At 59.3% G+C, this 19,512-nt stretch carries 22 protein-coding genes and 1 pseudogene; 12 read left to right on the top strand and 11 right to left on the bottom strand.

Annotated elements, in window-relative coordinates; translation table 11 throughout:
- Positions 1 to 112: 112 nt before the first annotated feature.
- Complete coding sequence (locus tag ACM6IN_RS14355) at positions 113 to 931, bottom strand: M48 family metallopeptidase (protein ID WP_414916241.1); 819 nt, start codon at positions 929 to 931, stop codon at positions 113 to 115.
- Positions 932 to 1,134: 203 nt separating this feature from the next.
- Here ACM6IN_RS14355 and ACM6IN_RS14350 point away from each other — a divergent pair.
- Both ACM6IN_RS14350 and ACM6IN_RS14345 read left to right on the top strand, forming a co-directional pair.
- Positions 1,135 to 2,481 (top strand): annotated as a pseudogene (locus ACM6IN_RS14350) (HAMP domain-containing protein); the annotation flags it as partial.
- Between the two features lie 12 nt (positions 2,482 to 2,493).
- Positions 2,494 to 3,336, top strand: coding sequence for a methyl-accepting chemotaxis protein (locus ACM6IN_RS14345; protein WP_414893586.1), 843 nt, complete (start codon positions 2,494 to 2,496; stop codon positions 3,334 to 3,336).
- Positions 3,337 to 3,543: 207 nt separating this feature from the next.
- On the opposite strand, the gene ACM6IN_RS14340 is transcribed toward ACM6IN_RS14345, so the two are convergent.
- Genes ACM6IN_RS14340 through ACM6IN_RS14330 form a run of 3 tightly spaced genes read right to left on the bottom strand, consistent with a single transcriptional unit; the run spans position 3,544 to position 4,656 of the window.
- Complete coding sequence (locus ACM6IN_RS14340) at positions 3,544 to 4,167, bottom strand: SOS response-associated peptidase (RefSeq protein ID WP_123376569.1); 624 nt, start codon at positions 4,165 to 4,167, stop codon at positions 3,544 to 3,546.
- A 36-nt stretch (positions 4,168 to 4,203) separates the two neighbouring features.
- Positions 4,204 to 4,464, bottom strand: coding sequence for a putative signal transducing protein (locus ACM6IN_RS14335; protein ID WP_007912819.1), 261 nt, complete (start codon positions 4,462 to 4,464; stop codon positions 4,204 to 4,206).
- Positions 4,465 to 4,473: 9 nt separating this feature from the next.
- Entirely contained in the window at positions 4,474 to 4,656 is a 183-nt protein-coding gene (locus ACM6IN_RS14330; protein ID WP_414916240.1) for a CPXCG motif-containing cysteine-rich protein, read from the bottom strand.
- A gap of 142 nt (positions 4,657 to 4,798) precedes the next feature.
- Here ACM6IN_RS14330 and ACM6IN_RS14325 point away from each other — a divergent pair, with 142 nt between their 5' ends.
- Positions 4,799 to 5,962 carry a 1-acyl-sn-glycerol-3-phosphate acyltransferase gene (locus ACM6IN_RS14325; protein WP_414893581.1) on the top strand — a complete coding sequence of 388 codons (1,164 nt, stop codon included), beginning with the start codon at positions 4,799 to 4,801 and terminating at the stop codon, positions 5,960 to 5,962.
- A gap of 88 nt (positions 5,963 to 6,050) precedes the next feature.
- Here ACM6IN_RS14325 and ACM6IN_RS14320 read toward each other — a convergent pair whose 3' ends face one another.
- Positions 6,051 to 6,329, bottom strand: a complete 279-nt coding sequence (locus tag ACM6IN_RS14320; RefSeq protein ID WP_007912825.1) for a hypothetical protein — start codon at positions 6,327 to 6,329, stop codon at positions 6,051 to 6,053.
- Between the two features lie 193 nt (positions 6,330 to 6,522).
- On the opposite strand from ACM6IN_RS14320, the gene ACM6IN_RS14315 reads away from it, so the two are divergent.
- Entirely contained in the window at positions 6,523 to 6,729 is a 207-nt protein-coding gene (locus ACM6IN_RS14315) for a hypothetical protein (RefSeq protein ID WP_008083982.1), read from the top strand.
- A gap of 246 nt (positions 6,730 to 6,975) precedes the next feature.
- Here the strand turns inward: ACM6IN_RS14315 and ACM6IN_RS14310 are convergent, their stop codons facing one another.
- The gene (locus tag ACM6IN_RS14310; protein WP_007912832.1) at positions 6,976 to 7,560 is read right to left on the bottom strand and encodes a YajG family lipoprotein; all 585 of its coding nucleotides are present in this window, start codon (positions 7,558 to 7,560) and stop codon (positions 6,976 to 6,978) included.
- A gap of 205 nt (positions 7,561 to 7,765) precedes the next feature.
- Between ACM6IN_RS14310 and ACM6IN_RS14305 the strand changes: the two genes are divergently transcribed.
- Both ACM6IN_RS14305 and mqo read left to right on the top strand, forming a co-directional pair.
- Entirely contained in the window at positions 7,766 to 7,999 is a 234-nt protein-coding gene (locus ACM6IN_RS14305; RefSeq protein WP_007912834.1) for a hypothetical protein, read from the top strand.
- 708 nt (positions 8,000 to 8,707) lie between these two features.
- Positions 8,708 to 10,216, top strand: coding sequence for a malate dehydrogenase (quinone) (gene mqo / locus ACM6IN_RS14300; RefSeq protein ID WP_095114387.1), 1,509 nt, complete (start codon positions 8,708 to 8,710; stop codon positions 10,214 to 10,216).
- A gap of 137 nt (positions 10,217 to 10,353) precedes the next feature.
- Here mqo and ACM6IN_RS14295 read toward each other — a convergent pair whose 3' ends face one another.
- From ACM6IN_RS14295 to ACM6IN_RS14285, 3 genes are all read right to left on the bottom strand, one after another.
- Positions 10,354 to 10,641, bottom strand: a complete 288-nt coding sequence (locus tag ACM6IN_RS14295; protein WP_007912836.1) for a PA4642 family protein — start codon at positions 10,639 to 10,641, stop codon at positions 10,354 to 10,356.
- Between the two features lie 63 nt (positions 10,642 to 10,704).
- Entirely contained in the window at positions 10,705 to 11,184 is a 480-nt protein-coding gene (locus ACM6IN_RS14290; protein ID WP_414893580.1) for a hypothetical protein, read from the bottom strand.
- A 161-nt stretch (positions 11,185 to 11,345) separates the two neighbouring features.
- Positions 11,346 to 11,903: a hypoxanthine-guanine phosphoribosyltransferase gene (locus tag ACM6IN_RS14285; protein ID WP_007912840.1), complete on the bottom strand. Its 558-nt coding sequence runs from the start codon at positions 11,901 to 11,903 to the stop codon at positions 11,346 to 11,348.
- A 175-nt stretch (positions 11,904 to 12,078) separates the two neighbouring features.
- Here ACM6IN_RS14285 and upp point away from each other — a divergent pair, with 175 nt between their 5' ends.
- Entirely contained in the window at positions 12,079 to 12,717 is a 639-nt protein-coding gene (gene upp, locus ACM6IN_RS14280) for a uracil phosphoribosyltransferase (protein ID WP_007912842.1), read from the top strand.
- Positions 12,718 to 12,719: 2 nt separating this feature from the next.
- Positions 12,720 to 13,994 (top strand): uracil-xanthine permease family protein, encoded by a 1,275-nt coding sequence (locus tag ACM6IN_RS14275; RefSeq protein WP_077574503.1) that lies wholly within the window; start codon positions 12,720 to 12,722, stop codon positions 13,992 to 13,994.
- A 74-nt stretch (positions 13,995 to 14,068) separates the two neighbouring features.
- On the opposite strand, the gene hemH is transcribed toward ACM6IN_RS14275, so the two are convergent.
- Both hemH and ACM6IN_RS14265 read right to left on the bottom strand, forming a co-directional pair.
- Positions 14,069 to 15,094, bottom strand: a complete 1,026-nt coding sequence (gene hemH, locus ACM6IN_RS14270; RefSeq protein ID WP_414916239.1) for a ferrochelatase — start codon at positions 15,092 to 15,094, stop codon at positions 14,069 to 14,071.
- A gap of 13 nt (positions 15,095 to 15,107) precedes the next feature.
- Positions 15,108 to 16,010, bottom strand: a complete 903-nt coding sequence (locus ACM6IN_RS14265; RefSeq protein WP_414893579.1) for a TIGR01777 family oxidoreductase — start codon at positions 16,008 to 16,010, stop codon at positions 15,108 to 15,110.
- Positions 16,011 to 16,207: 197 nt separating this feature from the next.
- Between ACM6IN_RS14265 and ACM6IN_RS14260 the strand changes: the two genes are divergently transcribed.
- The 4 genes from ACM6IN_RS14260 (at position 16,208) to ACM6IN_RS14245 (ending at position 19,495) form a co-directional block, all read left to right on the top strand.
- Positions 16,208 to 17,194 carry an NAD(P)/FAD-dependent oxidoreductase gene (locus tag ACM6IN_RS14260; protein ID WP_007912846.1) on the top strand — a complete coding sequence of 329 codons (987 nt, stop codon included), beginning with the start codon at positions 16,208 to 16,210 and terminating at the stop codon, positions 17,192 to 17,194.
- Positions 17,191 to 17,409: a TIGR02450 family Trp-rich protein gene (locus ACM6IN_RS14255; RefSeq protein ID WP_414916238.1), complete on the top strand. Its 219-nt coding sequence runs from the start codon at positions 17,191 to 17,193 to the stop codon at positions 17,407 to 17,409. Before ACM6IN_RS14260 ends, ACM6IN_RS14255 begins: the two co-directional genes overlap by 4 nt.
- 182 nt (positions 17,410 to 17,591) lie before the next feature.
- A complete protein-coding gene (locus ACM6IN_RS14250) occupies positions 17,592 to 18,554 on the top strand; it encodes a YbgA family protein (RefSeq protein WP_123376575.1) in 963 nt (320 codons plus the stop codon).
- Positions 18,554 to 19,495 (top strand): MerR family transcriptional regulator, encoded by a 942-nt coding sequence (locus ACM6IN_RS14245; RefSeq protein WP_007912849.1) that lies wholly within the window; start codon positions 18,554 to 18,556, stop codon positions 19,493 to 19,495. Before ACM6IN_RS14250 ends, ACM6IN_RS14245 begins: the two co-directional genes overlap by 1 nt.
- Positions 19,496 to 19,512 lie beyond the last annotated feature (17 nt).

Raw genomic sequence — 19,512 nt, 5'->3', positions numbered from 1 at the left:
GATCGTTCCCACGCTCTGCGTGGGAATGCAGCCGGGGACGCTTTGCGTCCCTTTTGGAACGCGGAGCGTCCCTTGAGGCATTCCCACGCAGAGCGTGGGAACGATCACCGACTCAGGATTTAGGCGCTTGTTCGTACAGCGGCATGACCTTCGGAATCGCCGTCTGCAACGAGGCAATCCGGCTGGTCGAAGCCGGGTGAGTGCTCATGAACTCCGGCGGCGAACCCTCCGACGCCTTGCTCATCTTGTTCCACAAGGTGATCGCGGCGTTCGGGTTGTACCCGGCGCGTGCGGCCAGCTCCAGACCAATCAGGTCGGCTTCGTTTTCGTTGGCACGGCTGTTCGGCAGGGTCATGCCATAGTTGGCCACGGTGTCGGCCAGCGCCAGACTGTCCTGACCCAGACCGAGCAATGCACCTGCGCCCTGCTTGGCCATTTCAATCCCGTAAGCCTTGGACATCGCTTCACGACCGTGTTCGCGCAGGGCGTGGGCGATTTCATGGCCCATGACCGCAGCGATTTCATCGTCGGTGAGCTTCAGGCTGTCGATCAGCCCGGTGTAAAAAATGATCTTGCCGCCAGGACCGCAGTTGGCGTTGAGTTCATCGCTCTTGATCAGATTGACTTCCCACTGCCATTGCGCCGCGTCCGGACGGAAGTTCGGCGCCTGGGCGATCAAGCGGTTGGCAATCGCCTGAACCCGCTTGGCCTCGGGGCTGGTCTTGTCCAGCACGCCTTTGCTTGAGGCCTCGCCGACGGTCTTCTGATACGACTGGGCATACATCTGGTCGACCTCTTGCGAGGACAGCATGCTGAACATGTACTGCTTGCGCTCCACCCCCACGGCGCCGCCGCTGGTGGTGTTGACCGACTGACAACCGACCAGCAACAGCGCTGCGCTCAGTGCACTTACAACCAATGTCTTGTTCATTCAAAAGCTCCCTGAAAACCTGTCGCGTATCCTAGGCGGGTAATTGTATCGACGCCAGATACAACGGACGTGTTGCAGCGACTTTCAGACGTTTCCCACTTGGCCTGTCGTAAAAAATTCACAGCCACCACCAAGCCCCGTGCAACTGCGTCGCGCACTGATCCATTTGCGACATCGGCTTGCAATTGCACCGGCTCGCACTCATGGCCCAATGCCGCCTGCCGATACATCAGCGCAGACGTCCTCTTGCGTGCGGAGCTCCCATGAAGTTCAAGTCGATCCAGTTTTCCGTTGCCGCCCTGGCTGGCGCCATCGTGCTTAGCGTGGTGGCCGCGCTGGTGCTGTATGCGCTGTTTTCCGGCGCGCGCACGCAAGAAATGGTGCAGCAGCGCACTCAGGCGCAGTTCGAGCAAGTCATCGAGCAGCGCCTGACCTCGCTGGCGCAGACTCAGGTCAGCCAGATCCAGCGCGAGCTTGAAGCGCCGCTGCTGATCGCCGGCGGACTGGTGCGGGTCAACGCCCTGCTCGGCACGCCGGGCGCCGATGGCCAGCCGCGCCTGACGGTCAGCCGCGAACAACTGATCAGCCTGATCAAAGAAAACGTCGAAAAGAACCCGAAGATTCTCGGCACTTACATCGGCTGGGAAAAGAACGCCCTGGACCACAATGACGCGGCCTACGTCGGCACCAGCGTGGTCGGTATCGATGCCGCCAACGGGCGCTTCCTGCCGTGGTGGTTCCGCAACGATGACGGCACCCTCGGCCTGGACAAACTGGTCGACGTCGACGACCAGAAAACCCTGTCCACCGGCGTGCGCGCCAGCGAGTACTACTTGTGCTCGAAGGAAACGAAGAAAGCCTGCGTGATCGATCCGGCGCCGTACAAGGTCGGCGACAAGATCGTCATGCTCGCCTCCTTTATTGAGCCGATCATGCTCAACGGCGCTTTCCAGGGCATTGTCGGCGCCGACCTGTCGGTGAACTTCATTCAGGAAATGCTCCTCGGCGCCAACCAGAAGCTGTACAGCGGCGCCGGGCAAATGGCGCTGATTGGCGGTAACGGGCGGATCGTTGCCTACACCAAGGACCCGAGCAAATTCGGCGAAAAAGTCAGCGATATCCTCGACGCCGAGCAGATCGGCAACCTGGCCAATCTCAAACGCGGCGAAGTGACTTACTCGGTCAACAAGGACAAGGGCCGCATCGAGTTGTACCTGCCGTTCGGCATCGGCCAGACCGACGCGCGCTGGACGTTGATGTTGCAACTGCCGCTCAACGCGGTGATGGCGGATCTGCAAAAACTGCAGGCCGACCTCGATGCGCAACGCAAGTCCGACACGTTCGGCATGGCCATGGTTGGCCTGATCATCGCCGGCATTGGCTTGCTGGTGATCTGGCTGGTCGGCCACGGCATCGCCCGACCGCTGAAGCAAATGGTCGCGATGCTCAATGACATTGCTCAGGGTGAAGGTGATCTGACCCGACGCTTGAGCAGTGATCGCAGCGATGAATTGGGCTCGATCGCCAAGGGCTTCAATACCTTCCTCGCTAAATTGCAGGCGATGATCACCCAAGTGGTGACGTCGGTGCAGAGCGTCAGCGATTCCTCGGAGCACACCGCCGACATCGCCATTCGCACCAACATCGGCATTCAGAAACAAATGGCCGAGATTGATCAGGTCGCCACGGCAGTGCAGGAAATGACCGCCACCGCCCAGGACGTCGCGCGTAACGCTACGCAGGCTGCGCAAGCGGCCAGCCATGCCGATCAGGCGGCGAGTCAGGGCATGCAGATCGTGCGTGACACGTCCGATTCGATTGGCGTGTTGGCGCTGGAAATCGGCAAGGCTGTCGATGTGGTGCAGACCTTGGCCAAGGACAGCGAGAACATCAACGCGATTCTCACGGCGATTCGCGGGATTGCCGAGCAGACCAATCTGCTGGCGCTGAACGCGGCGATTGAAGCGGCGCGTGCCGGCGAGCAGGGTCGCGGCTTTGCCGTGGTGGCGGATGAAGTGCGCAATCTGGCGCAGAAAACCCAGAAAGCCACTGAAGAAATCCAGTCCATGATCCAGCAACTGCAACAGGGCACCCGCGATGTCGTGCGGGTCATGGAGGACAGCCAGAACCGCACTGATGAAAGCGTGCAGCACGCGGCGAAAGCGGCTCAAGCGCTGGAGACGATTACTCACGCGGTATCGGTAATCAACGACATGAACACGCAGATTGCCAGCGCGGCTGAAGAGCAGAGTGCAGTGGCGGATGACATCAATCGCAACGTGATCAACATTGGGCAAGTGGCCAATGAAGTGGCGGGTGGCGCGGATGAGTCGAGTTCGGCGAGCGCAGATCTGACCAAACTGGCGGAGCAGCAGCGGCGGTTGATCAATCAGTTCAAGGTCTGAAAAGCCAAGAGCACCCTCACCCTAACCCTCTCCCAGAGGGAGAGGGGACTGATTGGGGGATATTGACGAAGTACACCGACTTGAACGCTTTTCACCGAATCCATAATCGCCACGATTTTTCAGGTCGATGCATGACGGTAGAAAATTCGGTCAGTCCCCTCTCCCTCCGGGAGAGGGCTAGGGTGAGGGGCTTTTGATCTAAATGCTTTAACCCGGAGTCAAACACTCCGGCCCATTGAGCTTCGGATCATTAATCAGATTCGCCAACACCCGCTCACGCAATGCAGCAGGTTCACTGGCCAGCAACCCCTGCAATACATGTAACGGCGTCTCCGGATCGAGCCAAGCCGCCTGCCCCGCCTCATCCAAAATCAACGGCCGGCGCTGACTCGACGCCGGCTGAGTAATCACCGCCGTGCTCAGCCAGACCTGCTCCTGCACCGGATACGCCTCCCAGATCGCCGCAAAAAACAGCGAAGCGCCCTCCCCCGGCGTCAGCCAGTAAGGCCGCTTGCGCTGGGTCCCGCGCCATTCGTAAAAACCATTCGCCGGCAGCAGGCAACGACGCTGACGCAGCGCCTCACGAAACATCGGTTGCTCAGCCACGGTTTCCGCGCGGGCATGCGCCGGCGTCTTCGACAAATCGGTCAGCCACGGCGGTGTCAGCCCCCAACGGGCGCGGGCCAAGGTGCGCTGACCGTCTTCACCGGCACGCAGCATCAACACCGAATCATTGGGGGAAATGTTCCACTGCGCCTGCTGATCGGCGGGAAAACCTGGCAGGGCCGCGAAATCGCGGTTCCAGCGAAACAGGGCATAACGTCCACACATGGGGCAACACGACTCTGAAGTAAAACGAAGCTCAGCCTAACAGACCAGCGTCCCGGGAAAGCTCTCCGGTTCATCGCCGGGCAGCGGCAGCGCGGCATTGTACGCGGTGATCAGCTCACGGGCGTATTCGGCCTGATCGTTATCCACAGACAAGCCCAACAGACCGAAGATCGGCAGCTCGCCGGTGCCACCGAGCAAATCGCGGCCAATCAAGTGCGCCTCGATGCCTTCGCTGGCGAGCATGCCCTTGAGCATTTCACCTTCCATCAGGTTTTCCGGCTCGTAGATTCGCTGCATGGGCGCGCCTCACTCGTTTTCGCTGAAGACTTCCAGAAACCAGTCCTCTTCGTGTACCTGCAATACAAACGTGATTGGCCGGCAACACACCTGACAATCTTCGATATAGGTCTGATCGCCAACGGACAGGTCCACTGACGTTTCGACCGTTTCCCCACAATAAGGACATTCGTATTCAGCAGGTTCCAGCATCGCGGTCTCCCAAGTGACTTGTGCGTATAATCGCCGGTCTATTTGCAGGGCTATTTTTGTCTGGCTACTTTTTCAGACCGTGCCCCGCGGGTTTTCGATCAAAACCTTTACTTACCCTAGCCGTTTCCAACAAGAGAGCATGATGGGCGAATTCGATGCCATCCGACCTTACGACGACAGCGAAGTACCTGTGGTACTGGCAAGACTGCTCGGCGACAAGGCGTTTCTAGATATCCTCACCCACTTCCGCTTCCCGCGTTTTGCCGGTGCCTTCGGCTGGATGCTCAAACCACTTATAGCCCATCGGCTGCGTCGTGAGTTCGCCGACGTGACCTCGGTGGCGACGTTGCAGGACAAGGTCGAGTCCTACGTCGACCACACCATCGAGCGCGCCACCGACGGCGTGACCTACACCGGTGTCGAGCAATTCAAGTCCGGCAGCGCCTATCTGTTCATCGCCAACCACCGCGACATCGTGATGGACCCGGCCTTCGTCAACTATGCCGTGTACCACGCAGGCCTGCCGACCCCGCGCATCGCGATCGGCGACAATCTGCTGCAGAAGCCGTTTGTCAGCGACCTGATGCGTTTGAACAAAAGCTTCATCGTCCACCGTTCGATCACCGGCCGTCGCGAGAAAATGGCTGCGTATCAACTGTTGTCGGCGTACATCAACCACTCGATCCGCAACGATTGCGCGTCGATCTGGATCGCTCAGGCCGAAGGTCGGGCGAAGGACGGCGACGATCGCACCGAGTCGGCGATCCTCAAGATGTTCCACATGAGCCGCAAGGACGAGCCGTTCGGCGAAGTCATTCGCTCGCTGAACGTCACCCCGGTGTCGATCAGCTACGAATACGACCCGTGCGACCAGGCCAAGGCCCGCGAGCTATTCATCCGCGCCACCACCGGCACCTACGCGAAAGCGCCGGGCGAGGATGACGTAAGCATCGCCAAGGGCATCACCGGCTACAAAGGCCGGGTGCACGTGAACTTTGCGGCGCCGATCACCGAGCTGTTTGAAGACACCAAGCAATTGGCGGTCGAAATGGACAAGCAGATTCTCGGCGGCTACCGGTTATTCCCGGTGCATTACCTGGCGTACTCGCAGTGGGCCGATGCCGATCCGCAGTTGAATGTGCCGAAGGCTGCCGAGGTTTTCCCGGCGGATGAGCTGGCCAAGGCGCAGGAAGAGTGGCAGAGCCGGCTGGACGCTTGCCCTGAGGAGCATCGTCCGTATCTGGTCCTGCAATATGCGACGCCGGTGCGTAATCAATACCGGGTCAAGGCTGGGTTGCCGCTGTAAAACAACGGCAAGATCAAAAGATCGCAGCCTTCGGCAGCTCCTACAGGGGATTCGTGTAGGAGCTGCCGAAGGCTGCGATCTTTTGCTTTTAGAAGCGTGTGCTGATCCAGGAGACGATCAGGGCCAGCGCGAGGCAGGCAAAACCAAAACGGTAGAAAAACCGGTTCATGCGCAAGGTCGCCCAGTCCAGGATCGGCTCGGCATTCGGCTGCGCCTGACGCTGGGCGGCAATGCTGGCCATCGCGCGCTGTTCACGGCGGCGAGTGGCGTGCAGCAGCCAACTGCCCGGAAACGCCAACAACAGCGCCAGCAGGTTGATCAACTTGGCGGGATGGGCGGTAAACAGTGTCATCAAGTGCAGCGACATCACAGACCTCTATCTGAACCGGTATGGCAGACGCCCGATCGACGACTGCGGCGCGGATTCTACCGAAACCCGAACGCCCTGCCCCAGGCTTTGCGACAAATTACCTGACAATCGACCGATGGCTGTCCTGTGTCACGGCATCGTCATGTGGATAGGCCACCCTGCGCGCCTCGAAACACACATGGAACGCGACATGCTTCACGCTGAAAACCAGGATCGTCTGTACCTCATCACGCCTTACGACGAACAACAAAGCCTCGTCGGCAGCCTTGCCTTCAATGTTCAGGATCGCCATTGGCTGGTGTATTGCGCGCTCGGCGGGCATCAGCATGCAGATTTGCCCGAGACGGATTTGCTGACGGGCGTCAGCGTGCTCGACTTCTATTCTCAGGCGGCCTGAAAATAGCAAAAGCACCCTCACCCTAGCCCTCTCCCAGAAGGAGAGGGGACTGACCGAGGTGTTTATTCGAGATACATCGACCTGAAAAACTCGAGTTGAACTCCGGTTCTGAAAAGCCCCCGATCGGCTCCCTTTCCCCCTCGCCCCCCTGGGGGAGAGGGCTGGGGTGAGGGGGTAGGATTTCAGGCCCCACAAAAAAGCCCGAAACCATCACTGGCCCCGGGCTTTTTCACATCCGCCGAAAACTTACTCAGCCAGCACCTGACCCACAGTCGGATCCTTGAACAGACGCGTCAGCGCATCGCTCAAGACATCGCTGACCAGTTTGGTGTTGGTTTCCTGGTTCGGCGCCATGCCGAAACGCTGGTCCAGCGACGCACCGTAACGGCCGCTGTAACGGCGGTTTGCGTTCTGCACGTCGGAGCGGAAGGTCGCGCCGATGGTTGCTTCGGTCACGTACATGCCTTCTTTCGGCGACTGATACTTCAGCTCGGCCAGCGTCACGGTCAGCTGTGGAGCATTTGGCGCGTTGTTGGTCGGGGTGAACCCGAGCAGACGCACGGCGGCTTCAGCCTGAGCCTGCAGCTTCGGCAGGATCTGCTCGCGCTGCACAGTGATGGCGCTGGTTTCCGGGTACAGACCGCCACGGGTGCCGAGGGTTGGCGACGGACGACCGTCTACTACACGCACAACAACAGGCTGGCCACGGCCGACCGCAGGCAACTGGGTGGTCAGCTTCGGCTCCGGGCTCAGTTGTTGCGGGCTGTGGGCGCAGCCGGCCAGGGTCAAACCGGCCACAGTGATCAAACCGAACAACAGGCGTTGCAACATGCTCTTCTCTCCAGAATCAGGCACAAACAGGCCGGCAGTATAGCGGTGGGCCACTGCGGGTAACCAGCGCCCGGCAGCGAATACTGAAATGTCTGACAAACCCGTGGGAAAGCGGTTCCTGTCACAGATTATTCACCCGCCATACACGTTCACGTCACGGCGCTTTGGCAACCTTGCAATCAGTCCCCCCACAAGGTACTCAATCATGCGTTATCTGATCTCGTTGTTCGCCCCACGTCCGCTGCATCGCAGCTTCGCCCTGCTCGACCGCAACGGCCATTGCCAGGCATTCAAGCAGTGCAGCCTGCAGCCGATGGGTGACGGTTGGGTGGAAATCGAAGAAATCCGCCTCAACTGGTTGCACCAGCCACTGCCCGCCAGCGCCCGCGTCATAGCGTCGCAGCCCCGCGCACGGGTGCAAGCGATGTTGAGCATCTGACCGGATGCCTAATAAAAGTCATTAAACACGAGCAACTGCCCGCATTTCTTCGATACAATCTCCCCCCGATTATAAGGACGTCTCCTGATCGGGCCCCGCAACAGCGTCAATGCGCATGCATCGACACCCAAAATCGCCCACAGAGAGCCGCCCACACAGATCGAGTGAAGTTGGCGCGCTTGCCTGTTCTTCCGGCAAAAACCCCGCTTTTCGCGAATCTGCAGAGCTGTCATGACGCTCGGCCACCGCGTTGTTTTGCCTTTGCGGGCAAGGTGCCAGGCCTGGACAGCCCTTTTTTGAGGTTCACGTCTTCAAAAGAGCGTGAAAAAAACGGGTTTTCACAACTTCACAAGAGTGTGGCGAGCAAATGAAAAGTTTTGCGTCTGAACATGCACCATTAGCGTCTGAAACAGCCCAACGACACAGGACCGGGTATACCTCGAATATCGGAGCCTGAAGCCTGTCCGCTACGGATTTGGTTGCACAAAAACGGATGTCTCGACCATAAGTCGAATTGCCAGCCGCGCGCTGAAATGAGTTCATGGAGCTCTTGAAGCCAAGCCGCATACATCCGTTGAAGTTGCGAAAAATTGCGAAGATTCGGACATGGCGACCTGACCATGGATAGCCTGGACACCACTGATCTGTCCCGGAACGCCTGGCAGCCATGCCGACAATTTGGTGCTGCAGATTTTGGAGACGCGTTAAATGGCGCATAACGAAGCAGTCGACGTAGTACTGGTTGGGGCCGGCATCATGAGTGCCACTCTTGCCGTGCTGCTCAAAGAGCTCGACCCCGCGATCAAGCTGGAAGTCGTCGAGCTGATGGATTCCGGTGCCGCAGAGAGTTCCAACCCTTGGAACAACGCCGGTACCGGCCACGCCGGTCTGTGCGAGCTGAACTACACGCCGCAGGCCGCCGATGGCACCGTCGACATCAAGAAAGCCGTGCACATCAACACCCAGTTCGAGGTGTCGAAGCAGTTCTGGTCGTACCTGACCAAGAAAGGCACCTTCGGCTCGTGCAAATCCTTCATCAGCCCGGTACCGCACCTGAGTTTCGTCCAGGGCGACTCCGGCGTGTCGTTCCTGAAAGAACGCTTTGACGTGCTGCACAAGCACCACGCCTTCGCCGACATGGAATACACCGAAGACAAGGCCAAAATGGCCGAATGGATGCCGTTGATGATGCCGGGCCGCTCGCCGGACGAAGTCCTCGCCGCCACTCGCGTGATGAACGGCACCGACGTCAACTTTGGCGCCCTGACCAATCAGTTGCTCAAGCACCTGACCAGCGCACCCGACACCCAAGTCAAATACTGCAAGCGCGTCACCGGCCTCAAGCGTAACGGCGCTGGCTGGACCGTGAGCATCAAGGACGTCAACAACGGCAACACCCGTGAAGTCGACGCCAAGTTCGTCTTCCTCGGCGCCGGCGGTGCCGCCCTGCCATTGCTGCAGGCTTCGGGCATCGAAGAAAGCAAAGGCTTCGGCGGCTTCCCGATCAGTGGCCAATGGCTGCGCTGCGACAATCCGGAAGTGGTCAAACAGCACCAGGCCAAGGTTTACAGCCAGGCCGCCGTGGGTTCGCCACCGATGTCGGTGCCGCACCTGGACACCCGCGTGGTCGACGGCAAGAAATCCCTGCTGTTCGGGCCATACGCCGGTTTCACCACCAAGTTCCTCAAGCACGGTTCCTTCATGGACCTGCCGCTGTCGGTGCGCGCCGGCAACATCGGGCCGATGCTGGCCGTGGCGAAAAACAACATGGACCTGACCAAATACCTGGTCAGCGAAGTGATGCAGTCGATGGAACAGCGTCTGGATTCCCTGCGCCGTTTCTACCCTGAGGCGAAAGCCGAAGACTGGCGCCTGGAAGTGGCCGGCCAACGGGTGCAGATCATCAAGAAAGACCCGAAAAAAGGCGGCATCCTGCAGTTCGGTACCGAACTGGTTGCGGCCAAGGACGGTTCCCTCGCCGCCCTGCTCGGTGCTTCGCCAGGTGCGTCGGTGACCGTTTCGATCATGCTGGAACTGATCGAGAAGTGCTTCCCGGCCAAGGCCAAGGGTGAGTGGGCTGGCAAACTGGCCGAGATCTTCCCGGCCCGTGAAAAGGTCCTGGAAACCGATGCTGCGCTGTATCGCAAGATCAACACGCAGAACAACATCGCGCTGGAACTGGTTGAAGAAAGCAGCGAGACGCCAAGCTACGCTTGATCACGCCGCATAAAAAACGCCCCGATCGGGGCGTTTTTTTATGTCTGTCAGAAGCAAAAGATCGCAGCCTGCGGCAGCTCCTACATGGGATGTGTATTTATCCTGTAGGAGCTGCCGAAGGCTGCGATCTTTTGATCTTAAGCGCGAGCTTTATCGATCAGCTCGATGTAGTCCGGGGCGTTGCGCTGATCGGCGATCAGGTCAACAAAGGTCTTGCCCTGCTCGTCCTTGCCATCGACGTCGTAACCGGCCTCGACGAAGAAGCCGAGGAAGCGTTCGAAGTCATCGATACGCAGGCCACGGTAGGCCTTGATCAGTTTGTGCAGCGACGGCGAAGTGGCGTCGACCGGTTCAAAATCGAGGAACAGCTTGATCTGCTCATCGCCGATCTCGTCACCAATCACTTGTTTCTTATCTTTACGCATTGCCGACTCCAGCTCGCAGACATTACACGGGGCGGGCAGTTTACCCCTGCCCGGCCGCCGGGCTCAACGCGATCGCACCGCCCCGGTATGCAAATCGGCCCAGATATGGCCGTTGGCGTAACTGAGGAACTGCACATACACGGTGTCATTGCGCAGCAGATCGATGATCACGCGGTATTGGGCCTGTGGATAAAACAACGTCAGGGTTTTGCTCTTGTCGTCGTAGACCGGTTTTTTCAGGCTTTTACTTTCGCCGTCGAAATTGACCAGCACTTGGGTGATGGTCGCTCCCTTGTTCAAGGACTTGCCCTTGAGGCGGATCATCAACGGCGAGGTAACCGGAATCGGCTGCTGATTGGACTGACGTTGCGCGCCGACGACCACCGAGTAATCGGTGACCTGCAGAAGTTGCTGCTGCTCGGGCTCGGCATCGCGCACGGTCAGATCGTCCGGCGGCAGGAATTGGCTGTGCATCGGCGCGGCGGACAGCGGCAGGCTGAGGATCAGTAAAAGCGCGGCGAGGCTGCGGATCAAGAGGCGCATGACAGGCTCCGGAGGGCGGGGCCGAGCACTCTAGCATGGGTATCACGCAAACAAATGTAGGAGTGAGCCTGCTCGCGATTGCGGTCTGTCAGCAACGTTGATGTTGGCTGATACGACGCTATCGCGAGCAGGCTCACTCCTACAGGGGATGGTGCAGGGTCTTACATGCCTTTAACGGCAAAAATCCCGTTGGCGTTGCGCCAGTAGCCTTTGTAGTCCATGCCGTAACCGAAGATGTAGCGGTCAATGCACGGCAGGCCAACGAAATCGGCTTTCAGGTCAGGACGCGCTTTGCGGTCGTGGTCCTTGTCGATCAGTACGGCGGTGTGCACTTTGCGCGCGCCGGCGTGTTTGCAGAAGTCGATGATCGCACCGAGGGTGTGACCTTCGTCGAGGATGTCGTCGATGATCAGTACGTCGCGGTCGATGAACGAGACTTCCGGCTTGGCTTTCCAGAACAGGTCGCCGCCGCTGGTTTCGTTGCGATAACGGGTCGCGTGCAGGTAGGAGGCTTCCAGCGGGAAGTGCAGATGCGTCAGCAGTTTGCCGGAGAAAATCAGCCCGCCGTTCATCACGCAGAACACCACCGGGTTGCTGTCAGCCAGTTGTTCGTTGATTTGTGCACCGACACGGGCGATGGCCGCCTCGACTTCAGACTCGGTGTACAGGCAGTCAGCCTCTCGCATGATTTGACGGATATGCTCGAGATCAGCGGACATGGCGCTCTCCAGGGGGGGAATGTGGGGGGGTATGGCTGCGAAAAGCGGGCAAAGGTACGCATCTCGCGAGGCCGAATCAAGCCTTTATGGACTAACGTACAGAATGTCCTATAGGACATCACCCTCGGATAGATTAATCTAGGCCGGTTTTTTTGCCCGCCGCCGGAGTTTTTCCATGCCCATCCTCGAGATCCGCCATCCGCTGATCCGTCATAAACTCGGCCTGATGCGCCGCGCCGATATCAGCACCAAGAACTTCCGTGAGCTCGCTCAGGAAGTCGGCGCCCTGTTGACCTATGAAGCTACAAAAGATTTGCCGCTGGAGTCCTACGATATTGCAGGCTGGTGCGGCACCGTGTCGGTCGAGAAAATCGCCGGCAAGAAGATCACTGTCGTGCCGATCCTGCGCGCCGGCATCGGCATGCTCGAAGGCGTGCTGAGCCTGATCCCGGGTGCCAAGGTTTCCGCTGTGGGTGTCGCCCGTAACGAAGAAACCCTGCAAGCGCACACCTATCTGGAAAAACTGGTTCCGGAAATCGACGAACGGTTGGCGATGATCATCGACCCGATGCTCGCCACTGGCAGCTCGATGGTTGCGACCATCGACCTGTTGAAAAAGGCTGGTTGCAAAGACATCCGCGCGATGGTGCTGGTTGCCGCGCCGGAAGGTATCGCAGCAGTCGAAAAAGCTCACCCGGACGTGACCATCTACACCGCGTCCATTGATGAGCGCTTGAACGAGCACGGTTACATCATTCCTGGACTTGGCGACGCCGGTGACAAGATCTTCGGCACCAAGCAGAAGGACGCTTGACCATGCAGCAAGAGTTCAACGATCCGCTCTGGCGCACGGTGCTGTCCGGCGCCCAGATGCTGTTCGTGGCTTTCGGCGCTTTGGTGCTGATGCCGCTGATCACGGGCCTTGACCCGAACGTGGCACTGTTTACCGCAGGTCTTGGGACGATCCTGTTCCAGATCGTCACCGGGCGTCAGGTGCCGGTGTTTCTGGCGTCGAGCTTCGCTTTCATCACCCCGATCATTCTCGCCAAGGGCCAGTTCGGCCTCGCCGCGACCATGGGCGGAGTGATGGCAGCCGGTTTCGTCTACACCTTCCTCGGCCTTGCCGTGAAGATCAAAGGCACGGGCTTTATCGACCGTCTGCTGCCACCGGTGGTGATTGGTCCGGTGATCATTTCCATCGGCCTGGCCATGGCACCGATTGCCGCAAACATGGCAATGGGCAAGGCTGGCGACGGTTCCGAACTGATCCATTACCAGACCGCTATGCTGATCTCGATGCCGGCATTGCTGACCACGTTGATCGTGGCGGTGTTCGGTAAAGGCATCTTCCGTCTGGTGCCGATTATTTCCGGCGTGCTGGTCGGTTTTGCCATGGCGTTCTACTTCGGTGTCGTTGATACCGCGAAGATTGCCGCAGCGCCCTGGTTTGCGATTCCGCATTTCACCGCGCCGGAGTTTAACTGGCAGGCGATTCTGTTCATTGTTCCGGTGGCATTGGCCCCGGCCATTGAGCACATCGGTGGCGTGATTGCCGTCGGTAGCGTGACCGGTCGCGACTATCTGAAGAAGCCGGGCCTGCATCGCACCCTGCTCGGTGACGGCATTGCCACCACCGCTGCCGGCCTGTTCGGCGGCCCGCCAAACACCACCTACGCCGAAGTGACGGGCGCGGTGATGCTGACCAAGAACTACAACCCGAAAATCATGACCTGGGCGGCGATCTTCGCCATCAGCCTGGCGTTCATCGGCAAGTTCGGCGCGCTGCTGCAAAGCATTCCGGTGCCGGTGATGGGCGGGATTCTGTGCCTGTTGTTCGGTTCGATTGCGGCGGTGGGGATGAACACCCTGATCCGTCACAAGATCGATCTGGGCGAAGCGCGCAATCTGGTCATTGTGTCGGTGACGCTGGTGTTCGGCATTGGCGGTGTGCTGGTCGGCACCGGCACTGGCCCGGATGATTTCGGCCTCAAAGGCATCGCGCTGTGCGCGGTGGTGGCGATTGCGCTGAACCTGATTCTGCCGGGCAATGATGGCTGGAAGAACAAGAAGGCGGATGAGCCGCTGATCTAACCCCTTAGATCTGATCGTTCCCACGCTCTGCGTGGGAACGATCATGTGGGAGTGAGCCTGCTCGCGATTCGCTTTCAGAGCGCCAGCGGTGCTCTTTCGCAGAGAGTCGCCAAGGCTTTCGCCCAATGCGTGTCATCATTCAGGCACGGCACCAGCACCAACTCTTCGCCCCCCGCTTCGCGGAACTGTTCCTTGCCGCGATCACCAATCTCTTCCAGCGTCTCGATGCAATCGGCGACAAACGCCGGGCACATCACCAGTATTTTCTTCACGCCGCTTTTCGCCAGTTCATCCAGCCGCGCTTCGGTGTACGGCTCGATCCACTTGGCCCGACCCAGACGCGACTGAAACGACACCGACCATTTGCCATCCGGCAGGCCCATGCGCTGAGCAAACAACGCGGCTGTGCGCAGGCATTGCGCGCGATAACAGGTCGCCAATACCGCAGGCGAGGCGTTCTTGCAGCAGTCTTCATTCTTGAAGCAATGATTGCCGGTCGGATCGAGTTTGGTCAGATGCCGCTCGGGCAAACCGTGGAAGCTCAGCAGCAAGTGATCGTAATCCTGCTGCAAATGTGGCCGGGCGCTTTCAACCAGCGCATCGAGGTATTCCGGCTGATCGTAGAACGGCTGCAGCACCGACAATTGCACGTCGAGCTTCTTCTGGCGAATCACCCGTTTGGCTTCTTCGATCACCGTGGTCGTAGTGCTGTCAGCGAACTGCGGATACAGCGGCGCCAGCGTGATGCGCTTGTGCCCCGCCGCCACCAGCTTGAGCAAACAGGTTTCAATCGACGGCTCGCCGTAACGCATCGCCAGTTCCACCGGGCCGTGATTCCACTGTGCGGTCATCTGCTGTTGCAGACGACGGCTGAGCACCACCAGCGGTGAGCCCTCCTCCCACCAGATCGAGGCGTAAGCGTGGGCCGATTGTTCCGGGCGCTTGACCAGGATCAGCGACACCAGCAAACGCCGCACCGGCCACGGCAGGTCGATCACGTACGGGTCCATCAGGAATTGGTTGAGGTAGCTGCGTACATCGGCCACTGAGGTTGAGGCCGGGGAACCCAGGTTGACCAGAAGCAAAGCGTGATCGGTCATGCAACGTCCTATTTCAGAGGCGGCTGGAGAGATCGTCCAGGGCCGCGCGTAAATCCGTGAACTGGAAAGTGAAACCCGCTTCCAGCAAGCGTGCCGGCAGGGCCTTCTGGCCGCCGAGCAACAACAAAGACATTTCGCCGAGGCCGACTTTCAGTGCCAGCGTCGGCATCGGCATGAACGCCGGGCGGTGCAGAACGCTGCCCAGCGTCTTGGCAAATTCGCGATTGCGCACAGGTTGCGGCGCGCACGCATTATAAGGACCACTGGCCTGATCACGATGCAGAAGAAAATCAATCAGGGCGATTTGATCGTTGATATGAATCCACGGCATCCACTGCCGACCATTGCCCAAAGGCCCACCCAGCCCGAGCTTGAAGGGCAACAGCAAGCGCGACAAAAAGCCGCCCTCGGCCGACAGCACCAGACCCGTTCGCACCAGCACCACGCGGATTCCCTGCGCTTCGGCACGTTGCGCGGTTTCTTCCCAGGCGATGCACAACTGGCTGGCGAAATCATCGATCACCGGCGGCGAATCTTCCGTCAGCTCGCGCTCACCGCCGTCGCCGTACCAGCCGATCGCCGAACCGGAGATCAGCAGCGCCGGTTTTTGTAATCGCGTTTCCAGCCAGGCCAACAGGGTTTCGGTCAGGGTGATGCGGCTGCTCCACAGCAACGCTTTGCGTCGATGGGTCCACGGCCGATCGGCAATCGGCGCACCGGCCAGATTGATGATCGCGTCGACCGACTCTTCGCCGAGGTCTTCCAGGCGCGCAATACCACGTACCTGCGCACCACAGATTTTCGCGACTTTCTCCGGCTTGCGGCTCCACACCGTCAAGCGATGGCCCTGCCCCAACCAGTGTCGGCAGAGCTGACGTCCTATCAAACCAGTACCGCCGGTCAGCAATATGTGCATGACATCTTCCTCGCGTGGCGTTTAACCCGGATCACTAGTCTATTTTTATAAGCAGGGATCTTTTCTATCGGGCAGGCTCTATTGTTTAACCATAGGCCAAGCTGTCAGAACGAGAACGCTAGAAGTTATACCAAAAAACAAAATTGTACAGGTTTCATCCACGGCGTAGTCTGTACAGAAAGGTAAACGAGGCCCCTATGACTGTACCTATCGCAATCATCGGCACCGGCATCGCCGGGCTCTCCGCCGCCCAGGCTCTGACAGAGAGCGGGCACACCGTTCAATTATTCGACAAAAGTCGCGGCAGCGGCGGGCGTATGTCGAGCAAGCGCAGTGACGCTGGCTCGCTGGACATGGGCGCGCAATATTTCACTGCCCGCGACCGCCGCTTCGTCACCGAGGTGCAGCGTTGGCAAAGCCAGGGTTGGGTCGCCGAGTGGACGCCACAGCTCTACACCTATCAGGGCGGGCAACTGAACCTGTCGCCGGACGAGCAGACCCGTTGGGTCGGTGCGCCGCGTATGAGCGCCATTACTCGTGGCTTGCTTGACGGTCTGGAAGTGCATTTTGCCTGCCGGATTACCGAGGTCTATCGCGGTGAAGAACATTGGCACTTGCAGGACGCCGAAGGTTTCACGCACGGGCCGTTCAGTCATGTCGTGATCGCCACGCCAGCACCGCAAGCGACTGCCCTGCTGGCCGCCGCACCGAAACTTGCCGGGGCCGCCGCCGGGGTGAAAATGGACCCGACCTGGGCCGTCGCCCTCGCTTTCGAAACACCACTGGATACGCCGATCGAAGGTTGCTTTGTGCAGGACAGCCCGCTCGACTGGTTGGCGCGAAACCGCAGTAAACCGGGGCGCGACAACACCCTCGACACGTGGGTGCTGCATGCCACCAGCGCGTGGAGCCGGCAACACATCGACTTGTCCAAGGAAGCGGTGATCGAGCAACTGCACGGTGCCTTTGCCGAATTGCTGCACAGCGCCATGCCCGCGCCGACCTTCAGCCTCGCCCACCGCTGGCTCTATGCGCGACCCGCGACGGGCCACGAATGGGGCACGCTGGCCGATGCCGATCTGGGCCTCTACGCTTGCGGCGACTGGTGCCTGTCCGGGCGCGTCGAAGGCGCTTGGCTCAGTGGCCAGGAAGCTGCACGACGCTTGCACGAACACCTGCAATGAACCGCATCAATCCGCAAAAATTGCTGCTGTCGAAATGGACAGCAGCTCACCCGCTGAATCGTGAAAAACATTTTCTGGTGACCGAACTGTTCCGAGATGAGGAAGGTACGGTGCTGGAAGTCGAATTGCAGGCGGTGTTGACCAAGCGTGCCGAACGACTCGATTGGCAAGCGCTACAAAACAGCACTCACTGGAAAATCGGTTGGCTCATGTAGGAGCTGCCGAAGGCTGCGATCTTTTGATTTTGCTTTACAACCACAACATCAAAAGATCGCAGCCTTCGGCAGCTGCTCCTACAGAAAGTTGTACAAATAATTTGACTTGTACACCCATGAATCTATGCTGACGAAAGTTGTACAGAGATCTACCTCTGTACAGGTATAGATTCGAGGTGCCCATGTCAGATACTTGCGTAGCCAAGCCAAAAATCGCCATCAGCGCCTGCCTGCTGGGTGCCGAGGTGCGCTTCAACGGTGGGCACAAGGAATCGCGACTGTGCAGCCGCACCCTCACCGAGCATTTCGATTTTGTCCCGGTATGCCCTGAAGTCGCCATCGGCCTGGGCATCCCGCGCGAACCGATCCGCCTCGTTGGCGAGGCCGAGCATCCGCAAGCGGTCGGCACGGTCAACCCGGCGATCAACGTCACCCAGCCATTGGCCGAGTACGGCACGAAAATGGCCGCCGAGCTTGATGACATCTGCGGCTACATCTTCATGCAGCAATCGCCGTCCTGCGGCCTCGAACGGGTCAAGGTCTACCACGCCAACGGCGCCCCGGTGAACGGCGGCGGGCGAGGGATTTACGCTCAGGCGTTTTGCGCACAGCACCCGGATCTGCCCGTGGAAGAAGCCGGGCGCCTCAATGATCCAGTACTGCGCGAGAACTTCATCACCCGCGTGTTCGCCTACAGCGAATGGCAACACGTCCTTGCCGGTGGCCTGAGTCGTCGCGCCCTCACCGAATTCCATTCGCGCTATAAATATTTGCTAATGGCGCACAATCCACCGCAATACAAAGCGCTGGGCAAAATGCTCGGCAACATGGCCGACACCGATCCCGCCGAACTCGGCCCGCGCTATTTCAGCGAACTGATGGCGGCATTGAAGAAATGCGCCACCCGTGGCACGCACTGCAACGTTTTGCTGCACATCAGCGGTTATCTGAAACAGGCAATCAGCGCCGAAGACAAACAGGAAATGCAACACGTCATCGGCCAGTACCGCCAGGGCATCGTGCCGCTGGTGGTGCCGTTGACGCTGCTCAAGCACCACTTTCGCCTCCATCCGGATTCGTACATCGCGCAACAGGTTTACCTGCAACCGCACCCGGAAAACCTCAGCCTGCGAAACGCAATCTAATGAACGACAAAATGGATACCAGCGCCCAGGAAGACCTTGGCGCTGATTTTAAAAAAGCCCTCGACGAGGGCTGGCTGCCGATCCGCGAAGTCGCCCGGCAGACCGGCGTCAACGCGATCACTTTGCGCGCGTGGGAACGCCGCTACGGGCTGGTCGTGCCGCAACGCACGCCCAAGGGCCACCGGCTGTATTCGGCCGAACATGTGCAGCGGATTCTGACCATCCTTACCTGGCTCAACCGTGGCGTCGCGGTCAGCCAGGTCAAACCTCTGCTCGACACACCACAGGCGTTCAGCGAAACCGTGGAAAACGACTGGCAGCGGTTGCGCCAGACACTGCTGACGGCCGTCACGCAACTCAATGAACGCAGCCTCGACGACAGCGTCAATCAGGCCATGGCGCTCTACCCGCCACGCACATTGTGCGAGCAATTGCTGATGCCGCTGTTGGCGGAACTGGAGCAGCGCTGGCAAGGCCAGTTCGGCGCACAGATGGAGCGGGTGTTCTTTTATTCGTGGTTACGCAGCAAATTCGGCACACGCATCTACCATAACAATCGTCAGTTGCATGGCGCCCCGCTGCTATTGATCAATCATTCCGACCTGCCACTGGAACCTCATCTGTGGCTGTGCGCGTGGCTGATCAGTAGCGCTGATTGTCCGGTGCAAGTGTTTGACTGGCCGCTGCCTGCCGCCGAACTGGCGCTGGCGGTCGAACATCTGCAAGCCCGTGGCGTACTGCTGTATTCCAGCAAAGCCATGAACCTTGCGCAGTTGCCCAAACTACTGAACGGAGTCGGTTGTACAAAAATGCTGGTCGGACCAACGGTATGCATCCACCACGCCGAGTTGTCCGTAAAAACCTCAGAGATGGCTGATGTGTTCCTGGCTGAAGACGCGCTTGTAGCGCACCAGGTGCTCGTTCAGCGTGGGCTGATCTAATGGACGCAGTGAGTGCC

Source organism: Pseudomonas sp. IT-P395, assembly GCF_949767675.1.
Classification (GTDB): Bacteria; Pseudomonadota; Gammaproteobacteria; order Pseudomonadales; family Pseudomonadaceae; genus Aquipseudomonas.
Note: the sequence above shows the minus strand (reverse complement) of the source record. Positions and strands in the feature narration are given on the sequence as shown.

Bases quoted from the DNA above. Each gene is read 5' to 3' on its own strand.
- ACM6IN_RS14275 (WP_077574503.1), top strand. From the start codon at position 12,720: ATGCAGCAAGAGTTCAACGATCCGCTCTGGCGCACGGTGCTGTCCGGC.
- ACM6IN_RS14255 (WP_414916238.1), top strand. From the start codon at position 17,191: ATGAACCGCATCAATCCGCAAAAATTGCTGCTGTCGAAATGGACAGCA.
- ACM6IN_RS14320 (WP_007912825.1), bottom strand. From the start codon at position 6,329: ATGTCGCTGCACTTGATGACACTGTTTACCGCCCATCCCGCCAAGTTG.
- ACM6IN_RS14345 (WP_414893586.1), top strand. From the start codon at position 2,494: ATGATCACCCAAGTGGTGACGTCGGTGCAGAGCGTCAGCGATTCCTCG.
- ACM6IN_RS14290 (WP_414893580.1), bottom strand. From the start codon at position 11,184: ATGCGCCTCTTGATCCGCAGCCTCGCCGCGCTTTTACTGATCCTCAGC.
- upp (WP_007912842.1), top strand. From the start codon at position 12,079: ATGCCCATCCTCGAGATCCGCCATCCGCTGATCCGTCATAAACTCGGC.
- hemH (WP_414916239.1), bottom strand. From the start codon at position 15,094: ATGACCGATCACGCTTTGCTTCTGGTCAACCTGGGTTCCCCGGCCTCA.
- ACM6IN_RS14355 (WP_414916241.1), bottom strand. From the start codon at position 931: ATGAACAAGACATTGGTTGTAAGTGCACTGAGCGCAGCGCTGTTGCTG.
- ACM6IN_RS14295 (WP_007912836.1), bottom strand. From the start codon at position 10,641: ATGCGTAAAGATAAGAAACAAGTGATTGGTGACGAGATCGGCGATGAG.
- ACM6IN_RS14325 (WP_414893581.1), top strand. From the start codon at position 4,799: ATGGGCGAATTCGATGCCATCCGACCTTACGACGACAGCGAAGTACCT.
- mqo (WP_095114387.1), top strand. From the start codon at position 8,708: ATGGCGCATAACGAAGCAGTCGACGTAGTACTGGTTGGGGCCGGCATC.
- ACM6IN_RS14260 (WP_007912846.1), top strand. From the start codon at position 16,208: ATGACTGTACCTATCGCAATCATCGGCACCGGCATCGCCGGGCTCTCC.
- ACM6IN_RS14285 (WP_007912840.1), bottom strand. From the start codon at position 11,903: ATGTCCGCTGATCTCGAGCATATCCGTCAAATCATGCGAGAGGCTGAC.
- ACM6IN_RS14315 (WP_008083982.1), top strand. From the start codon at position 6,523: ATGCTTCACGCTGAAAACCAGGATCGTCTGTACCTCATCACGCCTTAC.
- ACM6IN_RS14335 (WP_007912819.1), bottom strand. From the start codon at position 4,464: ATGCAGCGAATCTACGAGCCGGAAAACCTGATGGAAGGTGAAATGCTC.
- ACM6IN_RS14305 (WP_007912834.1), top strand. From the start codon at position 7,766: ATGCGTTATCTGATCTCGTTGTTCGCCCCACGTCCGCTGCATCGCAGC.
- ACM6IN_RS14245 (WP_007912849.1), top strand. From the start codon at position 18,554: ATGAACGACAAAATGGATACCAGCGCCCAGGAAGACCTTGGCGCTGAT.
- ACM6IN_RS14310 (WP_007912832.1), bottom strand. From the start codon at position 7,560: ATGTTGCAACGCCTGTTGTTCGGTTTGATCACTGTGGCCGGTTTGACC.
- ACM6IN_RS14250 (WP_123376575.1), top strand. From the start codon at position 17,592: ATGTCAGATACTTGCGTAGCCAAGCCAAAAATCGCCATCAGCGCCTGC.
- ACM6IN_RS14330 (WP_414916240.1), bottom strand. From the start codon at position 4,656: ATGCTGGAACCTGCTGAATACGAATGTCCTTATTGTGGGGAAACGGTC.
- ACM6IN_RS14340 (WP_123376569.1), bottom strand. From the start codon at position 4,167: ATGTGTGGACGTTATGCCCTGTTTCGCTGGAACCGCGATTTCGCGGCC.
- ACM6IN_RS14265 (WP_414893579.1), bottom strand. From the start codon at position 16,010: ATGCACATATTGCTGACCGGCGGTACTGGTTTGATAGGACGTCAGCTC.